At 74.1% G+C, this 13,565-nt stretch carries 13 protein-coding genes; 6 read left to right on the top strand and 7 right to left on the bottom strand.

Annotated features, from left to right (window positions below; translation table 11 throughout):
* The first annotated feature begins 277 nt into the window (after positions 1 to 277).
* Positions 278 to 982: a DUF461 domain-containing protein gene (locus tag ACZ58X_RS19865; protein ID WP_470334916.1), complete on the top strand. Its 705-nt coding sequence runs from the start codon at positions 278 to 280 to the stop codon at positions 980 to 982.
* A gap of 196 nt (positions 983 to 1,178) precedes the next feature.
* On the opposite strand, the gene phoP is transcribed toward ACZ58X_RS19865, so the two are convergent.
* Positions 1,179 to 1,874, bottom strand: a complete 696-nt coding sequence (gene phoP / locus ACZ58X_RS19860) for a two-component system response regulator PhoP (protein ID WP_031069385.1) — start codon at positions 1,872 to 1,874, stop codon at positions 1,179 to 1,181.
* Positions 1,875 to 1,876: 2 nt separating this feature from the next.
* Positions 1,877 to 3,355, bottom strand: coding sequence for a sensor histidine kinase (locus tag ACZ58X_RS19855; protein WP_470334915.1), 1,479 nt, complete (start codon positions 3,353 to 3,355; stop codon positions 1,877 to 1,879).
* Between the two features lie 306 nt (positions 3,356 to 3,661).
* Between ACZ58X_RS19855 and phoU the strand changes: the two genes are divergently transcribed.
* Both phoU and ACZ58X_RS19845 read left to right on the top strand, forming a co-directional pair.
* On the top strand, positions 3,662 to 4,351 hold the full coding sequence (phoU, locus tag ACZ58X_RS19850; protein ID WP_470334914.1) for a phosphate signaling complex protein PhoU: 690 nt from the start codon (positions 3,662 to 3,664) through the stop codon (positions 4,349 to 4,351).
* Positions 4,352 to 4,517: 166 nt separating this feature from the next.
* Complete coding sequence (locus ACZ58X_RS19845; protein WP_350507747.1) at positions 4,518 to 4,697, top strand: hypothetical protein; 180 nt, start codon at positions 4,518 to 4,520, stop codon at positions 4,695 to 4,697.
* Positions 4,698 to 4,798: 101 nt separating this feature from the next.
* Here the strand turns inward: ACZ58X_RS19845 and ACZ58X_RS19840 are convergent, their stop codons facing one another.
* Entirely contained in the window at positions 4,799 to 5,395 is a 597-nt protein-coding gene (locus tag ACZ58X_RS19840; protein WP_470334913.1) for a lytic polysaccharide monooxygenase, read from the bottom strand.
* Between the two features lie 259 nt (positions 5,396 to 5,654).
* The gene (locus ACZ58X_RS19835; protein WP_470334912.1) at positions 5,655 to 6,413 is read right to left on the bottom strand and encodes a phosphoglyceromutase; all 759 of its coding nucleotides are present in this window, start codon (positions 6,411 to 6,413) and stop codon (positions 5,655 to 5,657) included.
* A 149-nt stretch (positions 6,414 to 6,562) separates the two neighbouring features.
* Here ACZ58X_RS19835 and ACZ58X_RS19830 point away from each other — a divergent pair, with 149 nt between their 5' ends.
* Positions 6,563 to 7,876, top strand: a complete 1,314-nt coding sequence (locus ACZ58X_RS19830) for an MDR family MFS transporter (protein ID WP_470334911.1) — start codon at positions 6,563 to 6,565, stop codon at positions 7,874 to 7,876.
* Between the two features lie 16 nt (positions 7,877 to 7,892).
* Here ACZ58X_RS19830 and ACZ58X_RS19825 read toward each other — a convergent pair whose 3' ends face one another.
* Together ACZ58X_RS19825 and mshA are read right to left on the bottom strand one after the other, a co-directional pair.
* Positions 7,893 to 8,435 (bottom strand): type III secretion system chaperone family protein, encoded by a 543-nt coding sequence (locus tag ACZ58X_RS19825; RefSeq protein WP_470334910.1) that lies wholly within the window; start codon positions 8,433 to 8,435, stop codon positions 7,893 to 7,895.
* Positions 8,436 to 8,509: 74 nt separating this feature from the next.
* Positions 8,510 to 9,877, bottom strand: coding sequence for a D-inositol-3-phosphate glycosyltransferase (gene mshA / locus ACZ58X_RS19820; RefSeq protein ID WP_470334909.1), 1,368 nt, complete (start codon positions 9,875 to 9,877; stop codon positions 8,510 to 8,512).
* 227 nt (positions 9,878 to 10,104) lie between these two features.
* Between mshA and ACZ58X_RS19815 the strand changes: the two genes are divergently transcribed.
* Positions 10,105 to 10,938, top strand: coding sequence for a methyltransferase domain-containing protein (locus tag ACZ58X_RS19815; RefSeq protein WP_470334908.1), 834 nt, complete (start codon positions 10,105 to 10,107; stop codon positions 10,936 to 10,938).
* 195 nt (positions 10,939 to 11,133) lie between these two features.
* Here ACZ58X_RS19815 and ACZ58X_RS19810 read toward each other — a convergent pair whose 3' ends face one another.
* On the bottom strand, positions 11,134 to 11,694 hold the full coding sequence (locus ACZ58X_RS19810) for an O-acetyl-ADP-ribose deacetylase (RefSeq protein ID WP_470334968.1): 561 nt from the start codon (positions 11,692 to 11,694) through the stop codon (positions 11,134 to 11,136).
* Between the two features lie 239 nt (positions 11,695 to 11,933).
* Here ACZ58X_RS19810 and ACZ58X_RS19805 point away from each other — a divergent pair, with 239 nt between their 5' ends.
* Complete coding sequence (locus ACZ58X_RS19805; protein ID WP_470334907.1) at positions 11,934 to 13,451, top strand: PP2C family protein-serine/threonine phosphatase; 1,518 nt, start codon at positions 11,934 to 11,936, stop codon at positions 13,449 to 13,451.
* Positions 13,452 to 13,565 lie beyond the last annotated feature (114 nt).

Here is a 13,565-nt window from a genome sequence, read left to right as displayed (position 1 = left end):
GGAGGCGGTTCCGAGGTCCGGCGAAACCCTTGCGCAACACCCCCGCAAGCATGATTGGATCTTGAGCTTTCGCCCCGTTCCGGGTCGTGACCCGATCGTTATTCGATCTTGGTCGAAGCTTGTCCTACTGATGACCGGTTCATGCCACGAGTACGGCCGGACGGCCCCCGCGCGGCCCCGGGAGTGCGACACGGGGACCACCCCGTGAGGAGCGCATAAGTGAGGTCGATAATCTGAGACCTGACCTGTCGACACGTGACCTAGGAGTAGCCGCCGCATGAGCCGCAGCCTTCGACGCGGCAGCATCGCCGCCATCGCCGCCCTCGCCATCGCCTCGCTGTCCTCCTGCGCAGCCAGCAACACGCCGGACACCCTGCAGATCAAGCCGGACAACGCGGCGGCGACCCTTGGGACGAACCTTCGACTGAACAACATCGTGATCGTCACCGGGGCCGGCACCTCGGGTGACTACACGGGCCCCGCCAACGTGGTCGTGAACATCTCCAACACGGCGACCACGCCGGCCGAGCTGCAGTCGATCACCGTCGGCAACGCTTCCGCCACCTTCGCGGACGCCGCGGGTGCCCCGCAGCCCACCATCGTCATCCCGGCCGGCAGCTCGGTCGCGATCGGCGGCCAGGGCAACCCGTCCGCCTCGGTGAGCGCGGCGGCCGTCCACATCGGCGGCTTCGCCAACACCACCTTCGCCTTCAAGGACGGCCAGAAGGTCGACGCCCAGGCCGGCGTCAGCCCGGACTCGGACAAGGGCCTCTACAAGGGCTTCGGTCCGACCCCGGCGGCCGTGCCCGCCAAGACCGGCTCCCCCGCCGCGACCGCCCCGGCCACCCCGGCCACGGGCGCCACCGTTCCGGCCACCGGCGCCACCGCCCCGGCGACCCCGGGCGCCCCGGCCACCGGTGCCGGCACGGCGGCCACCCCGGGTGCCCCGACCACCGGCACCACCGCGCCGGCCGCCCACTGACGCGGCGCGCTCCTGACCGGGCGCACCCCTGACGCACTGCGCGGAAGCCTCCCGCCGGCCCTACCGGGGTCGGCGGGAGGCTTTCGTGTGCCCCCGTGGCCGTGTGCCCCCGTGCCCCGTGGCCGCGCGGGAACGGGGAAGGCCCCCGCCGGCGGTCGCCGGCAGGAGCCTTCGCCCTTCCTCGTGGGCCCGCGGTTTACGGCTCGAACTTGTAGCCCAGGCCGCGGACCGTGACCAGGTAGCGCGGCGCGCCCGGGTCGGGCTCGATCTTCGCCCGCAGGCGCTTCACGTGGACGTCCAGGGTCTTGGTGTCGCCGACGTAGTCCGCGCCCCAGACCCGGTCGATCAGCTGCATCCGGGTGAGCACCCGGCCCGCGTTGCGCAGCAGCATCTCCAGCAGGTCGAACTCCTTGAGCGGCAGGTCGACCTTGGCGCCGTCCACCGTCACCACGTGCCGGTCCACGTCCATCCGGACCGGGCCCGCCTCCAGGGCGCCCGGGCCGCCGCCGTTGTCGCCCGCGCCGCCGTCCTCGCCGCGGCGGCGCAGCACCGCGCGGATCCGGGCGACCAGCTCCCGGGTGGAGTACGGCTTGGTGACGTAGTCGTCAGCACCTATCTCCAGCCCGACGACCTTGTCGATCTCGCTGTCCTTGGCGGTCACCATGATCACCGGCACGTTGGAGCGCACCCGGAGCTGGCGGCAGACCTCGGTGCCCGGCAGGCCCGGGAGCATCAGGTCGAGCAGGACGAGGTCGGCACCGTTGCGTTCGAACTGCTCCAGGGCGTCGGGGCCGGTCGCGGCGACGGCCACCTCGAAGCCCTCCTTGCGGAGCATGTACGAGAGGGCGTCGCTGAACGACTCCTCGTCCTCGACCACCAGTACTCGGGTCACGATCAGGCCTCCGGGGCAAGCTGGGTTGTCTTTGACAGGGGGTGTTCCCGCTCCCCGGCGGGGAGCGAACGGGCCGCACGGTGGGTGCGGTCCGCGGTGAGGGTCCGGGGTGCCGTGGTCGGCCCGGCGGTGTCGGCACCGGGCTCGTCGCGGCGTGCGCTGCGGGGTTCGTCGTGGTCCGGCCCGGCGTCGGCGGCGTCGAGGTCGTCGTCGAAGTCCTCGTCCAGGTCGTCGTCCAGGTCGTCGTCGAAGTCCTCGTCGGAGGTGTCGTCGGGGGCCTGGCCGGCGGGCAGGCGGATGGTGAAGGTCGACCCCTGCCCCTCCACGCTCCACACCGAGACGGTGCCGCCGTGCGAGGCGGCGACGTGCTTGACGATGGACAGGCCGAGGCCGGTGCCGCCGGTCTGCCGGGAGCGGGCCGGGTCGACCCGGTAGAAGCGTTCGAAGACCCGCTCGCGGTCCTTCTCGGAGATGCCGATGCCCTGGTCGGTGACCGAGATCTCGATCAGCTCGCCGTCCGCCTCGCCGAGCGCGGCGGCGCTGGAGATCCGGCGGGTGGCGATGGCCACCCGGGTGCGGGGCGGGCTGTAGTTGACGGCGTTCTCCACCAGGTTGCCGAGCGCCGCGGCCAGCTGCCCGCGGTTGCCGTGCAGGTAGAGCCCGGCGATACCGCCGGCCGCGATCAGGATCTGCTTGGCGGCGGCCTGCTGGCGGCAGCGGTCGATCGCCTCGGCGATCAGCTCGTCCACCGCGACCGGCTCCGGATCGACCATCAGCCGGTCGTCCTGGACCCGGGAGAGGTCGATGATCTCCTGCACCAGGCTGGCCAGGCGGGTCGCCTCGACCTGCATCCGGCCGGCGAAGCGCTGCACCGCCTCCGGGTCGTCGGACGCGTCGGCGACCGCCTCGGAGAGCAGCGACAGGGCGCCGACCGGGGTCTTGAGCTCATGGCTGACGTTGGCCACGAAGTCCCGGCGGACGGCCTCCACCCGGCGGCGCTCGGTCTGGTCCTCGACCAGCACCAGCACCAGCCGGGAGCCCAGCGGGGCGACCCGGACGGAGACCGCGAGCGGCTCGGCCGCGCGGGCCGCGCCGGGGCGGGGCACCTCCAGCTCCACCTGCCGGATCTCGCCGTCCCGGCGGGTGGCGCGGGCCAGGGCGAGCATCTGGTCCACGGCGACCGCGCCGCCGCGCACCAGGCCCATCGCGTACGCGGCCGAGCTGGCCTTGACCACCTCGTCGCCCTCGCCCAGCACGATCGCGCAGGAGCGGAGCACCGAGAGCACGGTGTCGACCCCCGGCGGCAGCGGGGGTTCCGGGGTGCCGGTGCCCAGCGTCTGGTGCCGGCCGTACTGCTTGCCGCTGGTGTACTTGCCCTTGGCCTGCTCGCGCTCGCTCCAGCGGAAGGCGATGGAGGCGGTGAGGCCGACACCGAGCCCGGCTATGGCGCAGGCAGCGGCAGCGGCCACGTTCACGTCCATGTGGCCAGCGTAAGCGCACGGCCTGGCCACTCCCCAAGGGCTGGGTCAAGGCATCGACCACGCGTTGCCGAGAATTCACCTTCACGTAGCTGCCGATTCACCGCACCGGCCGTGCACCGTCGCCCGAACGGCACAGAGTTGGCCACGCAGCCCGTGTGGGAGAGATCGGTGTGCCGAACAGCGGCCACGGTCTCGGGTGTGCGCGTACCATTCGCGCCACCAGCAGCGGTCACCCGAACACCGGAACGATGGTCGGACGGGCTGACCGGTCGGCACCGCCACCGACACAGCTTCTGAGGAGAGAACATGCGCGACGCGTACCACGAGGAACTCGATGCGATCGGCGACAGCCTGGTCGAGATGGCCCGGCTGGTCGGGTCGGCCCTGGGCCGGGCCACCACCGCTCTCCTGGACGCGGACCTGGCGCTGGCGGAGAGCGTGATCGCCGCCGACGAGAAGATCAACGAGCTCCACCACGAGCTGGAGAACCGCGCCATCGACCTGCTCGCCCGGCAGCAGCCGGTCGCCACCGACCTGCGGATCGTGGTCACCTCGCTGCGGATGAGCGCCGACCTGGAGCGCTGCGGGGACCTCGCCCGGCACGTCGCCAAGGTCGCGCGGATGCGCTACCCGGACTCGGCGGTGCCCGCCGACCTGCACTCCACCGTCCTGGAGATGGGCCAGCTCGCCCAGCGCCTGGTCGCCAAGGCGGGCCTGGTGATCGCCACCAAGGACGTCGACAAGGCCCTGGAGATGGAGCAGGACGACGACCGGATCGACGCCCTGCACCGCGAGCTGCTGTCGCACCTGATCGACGAGCGCTGGCACCACGGCATCGAGACCGCCGTCGACATCACCCTGGTCGGCCGCTACTACGAGCGCTTCGCGGACCACGCGGTGTCCGTCGCCAAGCGCGTCGTGTACCTGGTGACCGGCGAGCACGTGGCCGAGTTCGTGGCCGCCGCCGAGGCGGCCGAGGCAGCCGGGGCGGAGTGACAGCCGCTCACCCCCAGGGGTGAGTAAACCTAAGGCGAGGGTGGTGCGGGTGCACGGATTTCCGGACGCCCCACCACTGCGCGCCTGTTGACGCTCCCTCCGAACGGCCGCTTCACTCGACGGTGGGGGCACCGGAGTGTTCCCGTCACTAGGAGGGAAGAGCTCGATGAAGGCCAACCCGACCCGACCGGCATCCGCCCACCACACCGTCGAGCCGCCCGCCCCGAAGCTGCTGCCCGTCCTCGCGGCCGGTTGCGGCTGCGGCCCCGGCTGCGGCTGCGGCTGCCAGTCCGGCGCGCCCTGCCAGTGCGGCGGCGCCGACGGCGGCTGCTGCGGCGGCCACTGAGGCACGACCGCTGGGGCACGACCGCTGAAACGGCTGCCGGTGCGTCCCGAGGGTGCGCGGTCGCGCACCCTCGGGACGCCTGCTCGGCCGTGCCGGATCCGTCAGAACTGGACGTCGGTGCAGGAGTAGAAGGCGTTCCCGGTGTCCGCGATCGTCCAGACCGAGACGACCACCTGGTGCCCGGTGCGCCCGCTCGGAACGGTCGCGGTGTGGCTGAGCGTGCCCGGCACCTGCCGCCCGCCGTAGGGGACGGTCAGGAAGGGCGTCAGGTCGAGGTTGGCCCGGGTGACCGGCTGGCTCGCGTCGTAGCCCGGCTTGGTCAGGTAGTACCGGAAGTCGGTGGTGGCGTGCCGGGCGGTGAACTTCCAGGTGAAGGTGAGCTGCTGGCCCGCGGCCACCGACGTGGCCGGCCAGGCGCCGCCGTGCGGGTCGTCCAGTTCGGCGAAGCGGGAGTTGCCGCCGGCGCAGATGGTGCCGTCGGAGGGCCCGCCGGCCGGGAAGCCCTTCGGCCCCTCGACGCTCTGCGGCTCCCACTGGATGTCGCCGCAGTCCCACGGGACGGCGTTCGCGCTCTCGTCGCAGAGCGCGGCGCGGCTGGGCGGTGTGGTGATGAAGCCGTGCGACTGGGCCGGGAGGGCCAGGGTGAGCGGGATCGCGAGCGCGGCGACGGCCGCCCCGACCAGATGACGTGTGCGCATGGTGCTCCTCCGTGGGGGTGGATGGAGAGTGCGCCGGGGCGCAGACGCGCGCGCGTTGGGGGTGCGGCGGCCGGGACATGGGGGAATCCTTGGCATGCCTGCGCCAGCCCGGTGCCCTCACGGTAGGAGTCGGCGCCACCGTCCGTCAATGGTCTGAACCATTTTCGAGACTATCCCAACTCCCGCCCCACACCGGCCGGTTGAACGAAACGGGCCCCGCCCCCGGCGAACCGGGAGCGGGGCCTCGTCGGCAGGTGGGTTACTTCTTGCCCTGGTTCTTGACCGCCTCGATCGCGGCCGCGGCGGCGTCGGCGTCGAGGTAGCGGCCGCCCTTGGCGACCGGCTTGAAGTCGGCGTCCAGCTCGTAGACCAGCGGGATGCCGGTCGGGATGTTGAGGCCGGCGATGTCGGCGTCGGAGATGCCGTCGAGGTGCTTGACCAGCGCGCGCAGGCTGTTGCCGTGGGCGGTGACCAGGACGGTCTTGCCGACGGCCAGGTCCGGGACGATGGCGTCGTACCAGTACGGGAGCATCCGCTCGACGACGTCCTTGAGGCACTCGGTGCGCGGGCGCAGCTCGCTCGGGATGTCGGCGTAACGGGCGTCGCCGGCCTGCGAGTACTCGGCGCCGTCGGCGAGCACCGGCGGCGGGGTGTCGTAGGAGCGGCGCCACAGCTGGAACTGCTCCTCGCCGAACTCGGCCAGGGTCTGGGCCTTGTCCTTGCCCTGGAGCGCGCCGTAGTGGCGCTCGTTCAGGCGCCAGCTGCGGTTGACCGGGATCCAGTGGCGGTCGGCCTTGTCCAGGGCGATCTGCGAGGTGCGGATGGCACGGCGCAGCAGCGAGGTGTGCACCACGTCGGGGAACAGGCCCTCGGCGGCCAGGAGCTCGCCACCGCGGGCGGCCTCCTTCTCGCCCTTCTCGTTGAGGTCGACGTCGACCCAACCGGTGAAGAGGTTCTTCTGGTTCCACTGGCTCTCGCCGTGACGGAGCAGGATGAGTCGGTAGGTCGTGTCAGCCATGGCGCCCAGCTTAGTGGAGGGCGGGAAAACCCCTGGTGGGCACCTCGGGGGATGGGTAACCTGTGCAGCGCTTATCTGCCACTTACATGCGTCGGCCGGTCGGGGCTGCCCGCGCCGCCCGGCGAGTGCCTGCCCTCTGGAGCCCCCACATGCTCGTCGCCCTGGCCGCCAATCCCCGGATCCGAAGACTGGTGCGCGAGACGGTGGGCGGGCTGCCGCGGCAGTTCTGGTGGCTCTGGGTGAGCACGCTGGTGAACCGCCTCGGTTCGTTCGTGGTGACGTTCCTGGCCCTCTACCTGACCGTCGAACGGGGGTACTCGGCCTCCTACGCGGGCCTGGTGGCCTCCTTGTTCGGCGCTGGTTCGGCGGTCTCGGCGATCGGCGCGGGCGTGCTCACCGACCGGATCGGGCGCCGCCCCACTCTGGTCGCCGCCCAACTCGGCACCGCTGCCTCCACCGCCGTGCTCGGCTTCATGGACGGCCAGGTGGCGATCGCCTCGGTGGCCTTCGTGGTCGGCCTGTGCAACAACGCCACCCGTCCGCCCACCTCGGCGATCATCGCCGACCTCGTCCCGGCCGAGGACCGGGTCCGGGCGTACTCGCTGAACTACTGGGCGATCAACATCGGCTTCGGCCTGTCCGCCGCCGCGGCCGGGCTGATCGCCACCCACGGCTACCTCACGCTCTTCCTGCTGGACGCCCTGACCACGCTGGTCTGCGCCGTGGTGATCTTCATCCGGATCCCGGAGACCAGGCCTCAGGCCGTACCCGGCAAGGCCGGGGACCCGGCCGAGCCGGGGATCAGCCTGCTCACCGTGCTCCGGGACGCCCCCTTCATGGCGCTGGTCGGGCTGACCCTGCTGGTCGCCCTGGTCTTCCAACAGGGCAGCACCACGCTGGCCGTGGACATGGGCGCCTCCGGCATCCCGTCCACCCAGTACGGGCTGGTCGTCGGCCTGAACGGGCTGCTGATCGTGGTCCTGCAGATCCCGCTGACCCGGTGGATGGAGGGCCGCTCACGGACCGGGATGCTGATCGCCAGCTGCCTGCTCACCGGCTGGGGCTTCGGGCTGGCCGCGCTGGCCGGCTCCTCGGCCTGGCTGTTCGCGCTCTCGGTGGTGGTCTGGACGGTCGGCGAGATCCTGCACACCCCGGTGATGATGGGCCTGGTCGCCGAGCTGGCGCCGACCCACGGACGCGGCCGCTACCAGGGCGTCTACGGACTGTCCTGGTCGCTCGCCTCGCTCCTCGGCCCGGCCGGCGGCGGGCTGCTGCTGCAGTACGCCGGTCCCGTGGTGCTGTGGACAGTCTGCGGGGCGATCGGGACGGCGACGGCGCTCGGGTACGTGGTGCTGGCACGCCGGACCGGTGCGACGGGGCGCCGGCGCACCGGGGTCGTGTCGGAGGTGACGGCCGTGGCGGCACCCGCCGCGGAACCGGCGAAGGCCCCGGCCGACGCCTGAGCGCCGCCCGCCCCGGTCAGTCGGCGGCCGGGCCGTCGGCCGCCGGGGCTTCGGCCGCCGGCGCGGCCAGGTGCGCGAAGGCGGCCAGGTTGCGGGTGGACTCCCCGCGCTTGGTGCGCCACTCCCACTCGCGCCGGATCGCCGAGGCGAAGCCCAGCTCCAGCAGGGTGTTGAAGGGCTCGTCCGCGTTCTCCAGCACCGTCCCGAGCAGCCGGTCGACGGTGTCCGGGGTGAGCGCCTCCAGCGGCAGCCGGCCGGCCAGGTAGACGTCGCCGAGCGCGTCCACCGCGTACGCGACGCCGTAGAGGCGGGTGTTGCGCTCCAGCAGCCAGCGGTAGACGGCCTCGTGGTTCTCGTCCGGGCGGCGGATCACGAAGGCGTTCACCGACAGGGTGTGGTCGCCGACCCGCAGCGCGCAGGCGGTGTTCAGCTTGCGGGTGCCCGGGAGGGTCGCCACCAGGGTGTACGGGTCGGCGGCGGCCGGCTCCCAGGCCACCCCGGCGTCGTCCAGGGCGGCGCGCAGGAGGGTCAGGGCCTCGTCCTTGGTGCGGATTGCCATGGGGGTGACGTTACTCGGCGGTACCCCCGGCGCGCAGCCGCCGACCCGGCCCGGCCCGGCCCGGGCCCCGGCACTCAGCGGCGGCGGGCCACCGCCAGCCGGCCGGCCGGCCGGGCCAGGCTGCCGGCGTAGACCTCGGCGGTGCGGGCAGCGGCGGTGTCCCAGCCGAAGGCGGCCGCGTGCCGGGCGGCCGCCGCCCCGCGCCGGGCGACCAGCGCCGGGTCGGTGACGTACGGCTCCAGTGCGCGTGCCCAGGCCAGCGGGTCGTGGCCCTGCACCAGGCTGCCGGACTCGCCGTCCCGCACCGCGACCGGCAGCCCGCCGACCGAGGCCGCCACCACGGGGGTGCCGCAGGCCTGGGCCTCCAGCGCGACCAGGCCGAAGGACTCGCTGTACGAGGGCATCACCAGGGCCGTCGCCGCCCGGTACCAGTCCGCCAGCCGGTCCTGGCCGACCGGCGGGTGGAACCGCACCACGTCGCCGATGCCGAGCTGGGCGGCGAGCTTGTGCAGGCTCTCCGGCCGGGCCAGCCCGGTGCCGGACGGCCCGCCGACCACCGGCACCACCAGGCGCTCGCGCAGCCCCGGACGGTCCTCCAGCAGCGCGGCGACCGCCCGCAGCAGCACGTCCGGCGCCTTCAACGGCTGGATCCGCCCGGCGAACAGCAGCACCGCCGCGTCCTGCGGCAGGCCCAGCCTCGCCCGGGCCTCGGCCCCGGCGCGCGGGCCGCCGGGGCGGAAGACGTCCAGGTTGACCCCGGGGTGGACCACGGCCAGCTGGTCCGGCCGGGCCGCGTAGTGCAGCGCCAGCTCGGCGGCCTCCTCGGTGGTGTTCGCGATCAGCCGGTCGGCCGCCTCCACCACCTGGGTCTCGCCGATCACCCGCGCCGCGGGCTCGGGCGTGTCGCCCTCGGCGAGCGCGGCGTTCTTGACCTTCGCCATGGTGTGCATGGTGTGCACCAGCGGCACCCCCCAGCGCTGGGCGGCCAGCCAGCCGACCTGCCCGGAGAGCCAGTAGTGCGAGTGCACCAGGTCGTAGTGGCCGGGGCGGTGGCCCGCCTCGGTGCGCAGCACGGCATGGGTGAAGGCGCACAGCTGGGCCGGCAGGTCCTCCTTGACCAGCCCCTCGTACGGGCCGGCGGTGACGTGCCGGACCAGCACGCCGGGGGCCAGCTCGACGGTCGGCGCGTCGTCCGAGCAGATCGCCCGGGTGAACACCTCGACCTCGATGTTCAGCTCGGCCAGGCGCTTGGCCAGCTCGACGATGTAGACGTTCATCCCGCCGGCGTCGCCGGTGCCGGGCTGGTGCAGCGGCGAGGTGTGCACGCTGAGCATGGCTATCCGGCGCGGGCGGCGGCGGCCCGGGACGAGCGACTGGAGCCGGCCGCGCGCGGGCGTCGCGGACTGGGCACGGCGTACCGAACGGACGGGGTGCTGGATCACCTGGCTACTGCCTCCTCGTGTGCGGCCCGTCTCGGCGGTCCGCGTGAACGGGCCCGCCACATGTCCGGTGTGCGCTGCCCCGTCCGGGCACACATCACCACCAGTGTGCCAACCACGCGGTGGTCGTCCGGCATTCCCGGTCCCGGCGACCGGTCCGCCGGACCGGCATCCGCCCAGCTCGGGCCGGGGAAGGCCCGGCCCCGCGACCGCCGACTACCCTTCTGGGCATGGCTGCCTCCTTCGACCCCGCGACCGCCGCGCCCACCCGCGGCCGGACCGGACGGCCGGTCGGGACGGTCACCCGGGGCACCACCAACACCAACCGGCTGCGCCGGATGGACCGCTGGATCGCCCACACCCTGGGCCGGGCGCTGCGCGCCGCCGAGCGGCCCCCGGTGGCGGTGGACCTCGGCTACGGCGCGGCGCCGTGGACGGCCGTGGAACTGGCCGGACGGCTGCGCACGGTGCGGCCGGACGTCCGGGTGGTCGGGATCGAGATCGAGCCGGAACGGGTCGCGGCCGCGCTGCCGTACGCCGAGCCGCCGCTGCTGACCTTCCGGCGCGGCGGCTTCGAGGTGCCGCTGGACGGCGGCGGCCCGGCGCAACTGATCCGGGCGGCCAACGTGCTGCGGCAGTACGACGAGTCGGCGGTGGCCGGGGTGTGGGAGCGGCTGTGCGCCCGGCTGGCCCCGGACGGGCTGCTGGTCGAGGGCACCTGCGACGAGATCGGCCGGCGGCACGTCTGGGTCGCGCTGGGGCCGGAAGGGCCCCGGACGGTCACCTTCGCGGCCCGGCTGGGCGGCCTGGGCCAGCCCTCCGACCTGGCCGAGCGGCTGCCGAAGGCGCTGATCCACCACAACGTGCCGGGGCGGCCGGTGCACGCCTTCCTGACCGACTTCGACCGGGCCTGGGCGGCGGCCGCACCGTACGGGGCGTTCGGGGCGCGGCAGCGCTGGGTGGCGGCCTGCACGGCGCTCGCGGGCAGCTGGCCGCTGGTGGACGCGCGCGGGCGGTGGCGGCAGGGCGAGGTCACGCTGCCCTGGACGGCGCTCGCCCCGTAGGGCGGGGCCGGGCCGGACTGACCGGGCGCCGCTGTAGGACCGTGCGCCGGCCGGTCGGACGGGCGACGCGCGCCTCCTCTCCGACTTTCACTCGAACGAGTTATCGAATATCTCTGGCGTATTGACGCCTCGTCACGCCACGATGGAGACCGCCGGGCGGCGACACCACACGCCGCCCGGCGCGCACCGTGCCCGTCAGTCACCCGGCCCGAGCAGCTCCCGCCGGGCCCGTTCGAACACCCCGTACATCTCCGCCCCGAACAGCACGAACCGCACCTCCGCCAGCTCCGCGCCCGCGCGCGTGTCACCGCCGCCCAGCACCTCGGCGACGGTGCCGAGCGCGATCCGGGCCGCGTCCGCCGGCGGCCAGCCGAAGATCCCCGCCGACACGGCCGGGAAGGCCACCGTGCGCGCGCCCAACCCGGCCGCCGTGCGCAGCGACTCGCGATAGCAGGAGGCCAGCAGCCCAGCCCGCTCCTCGTACTCCTCCGCCAGGTACACCGGCCCGACGGTGTGCACCACCCAGCGGGCCGGCAGCCGCCCGGCCGTGGTCGCCACCGCCTGCCCGGTGGGCAGCCCCTTGCCCCAGTGCGAGGCCCGCAGCCGGCGGCACTCCTCCAGGATCTGCGGCCCGCCCCTGCGGTGGATCGCGCCGTCCACCCCGCCGCCGCCCAGCAGCGAGGAGTTCGCGGCGTTCACCACCGCGTCCACCTCCTGTGCCGTGATGTCACCCTCGACCAGGGTGATCCGCGTCACCACCACCCAACCCCTTCCCCGGACCCGCCCGGCAGCCGCCGGGCCGGGATCCGAGCCGTCGTCCGAATCCGATCACCACACCGCCACCGGCGTGGCAATAACCACAACGGCGCCGGTCGGCCAGAGAAATCCCCGGAGATCACGTTATGGTCGCGAGAAGTTCCCCGACGCGCGGTGCCAGGCGGGCACTGCGGACGGACGCCGGCCGTTACGCAGTCGGGGAAAGGGAGGAAACACCGATGCCCGCAACGGGAGACGGGCGGGCACCTGGTGCCGCGGACCTGCCGGGCGCCCACGACGGCGCCCCCGTCGGCCATGCCCGTACCCGCCCGGCCACCACCGGTCCGGCCACGGCCGCTCCCCCGATACCCCACCCCCGCTCGCAGCCGGCCCGGACCGCGCACGGCACCCGCCGCCCCTCCCGCACCGCCGGGGCCGGCCACGCCCCCGCGCCCGGGGACGGACCGACCGACGGCGCCACCGCGCCACTGCGCCTGCTGGTCATCGAGGACGACGCCTCGGACGCCCAGCTGATCAAGGCGGCGGTCGCCGACAGCGGCACCTCGATCGAGATCCACTGGGCCCGCGGCCTCGAACAGGCCACCCAGCTGCTCGCCCAGTCCTCCCCCGCGAGCCGGCGCGGACGGTCCCGCGGCGGCGAGTTCGGCTGCGTGCTGCTCGACCTGGCCTCCCCCGCCGACCTGCCGCACCCCTCCGACCCCTCGGACGGCCTGGAAGGCCTGCACGAACTGCTGCGCCGCGCCCCGCACATCCCCGTCGTGGTGCTCACCGACGCCGCCGGGGCCGAACTCGGCGCCGCCGCCGTCGCCGCGGGCGCCCAGGACTTCCTGCTCAAGCACGAGACCGACGGCCCGCTGCTGGCCCGCGCACTGCGCTACGCGGTCGAACGCAAGCGCGCCGACGAGTCCCAGCGCCGCCTGGTCGAAGCCGAGTTGCGCGGTCAGGAGAACGCCCGGCTGCAGCGCCACCTGCTGCCCACCCCGCTGCTCGACGGCGCCGGCCTCTCCTTCACCCGGCGCTACCGCCCCGGCCGCCGCCGCGCCCTGCTCGGCGGCGACTTCTACGACGCCGTGCGCACCGACGACGGCACCGTCCACGTCGTGATCGGCGACGTCTGCGGCCACGGCCCCGACGAAGCCGCGCTCGGCGTCGCACTCCGGATAGCGTGGCGCACCCTGGTCTTCGCCGGCCTCACCGGCGAGACCCTGCTCACCACCCTCCAGCACGTGCTGGAGCACGAACGGCGCAGCGACGAGATCTTCGCGACGCTCTGCATGCTCGTCATCGAGCCCGGCGGCACCACCGACCTCGACTCGCTCGGTACCGGCGAACGTGCCCGGCTCTACCTCGCCGGGCACCCGGCACCGCTGCTGCTCGGCCGCGACCACGCCCCGGCCACCCTGCCCTCCGACCACGCCGGGCCCGCCCTCGGCCTGCTGCCGTGCCACGACGGCGGCGCCGCCTGGCCCGCCCACGAGGTCGAACTCCAGCCCGGCTGGCGGCTGTTGCTCTACACCGACGGGCTGATCGAGGGCCGGGTCGGGGCCGGGTCGCGGCGCCTCGGCCAGGACGGACTGGCCGACCTGATCGCCGACCACCAGTCCGCCGGGCTCACCCGGGGGCGGCTCGTCGACAGCGCGATCGCCGAGGTCGAGGAGCTGAACGGCGGGGCGCTGACGGATGACGTCGCGGTGCTGCTGCTGGAGCGGAATCCGGTGCAGCTGATCCTCGGCTGAGGTGCACGGACGGTTCCGGACACGCCGCGGGGGGGGGGGGGGGGGGGGGGGGTTGGGGTGGGGGGGGGGGGGGGGGGGGGGGGGGGGGGGGGGGGGGGGGGGGGGGGGGGTACG

Source organism: Kitasatospora sp. NPDC040550 (assembly GCF_055594965.1).
Note: the sequence above shows the minus strand (reverse complement) of the source record. Positions and strands in the feature narration are given on the sequence as shown.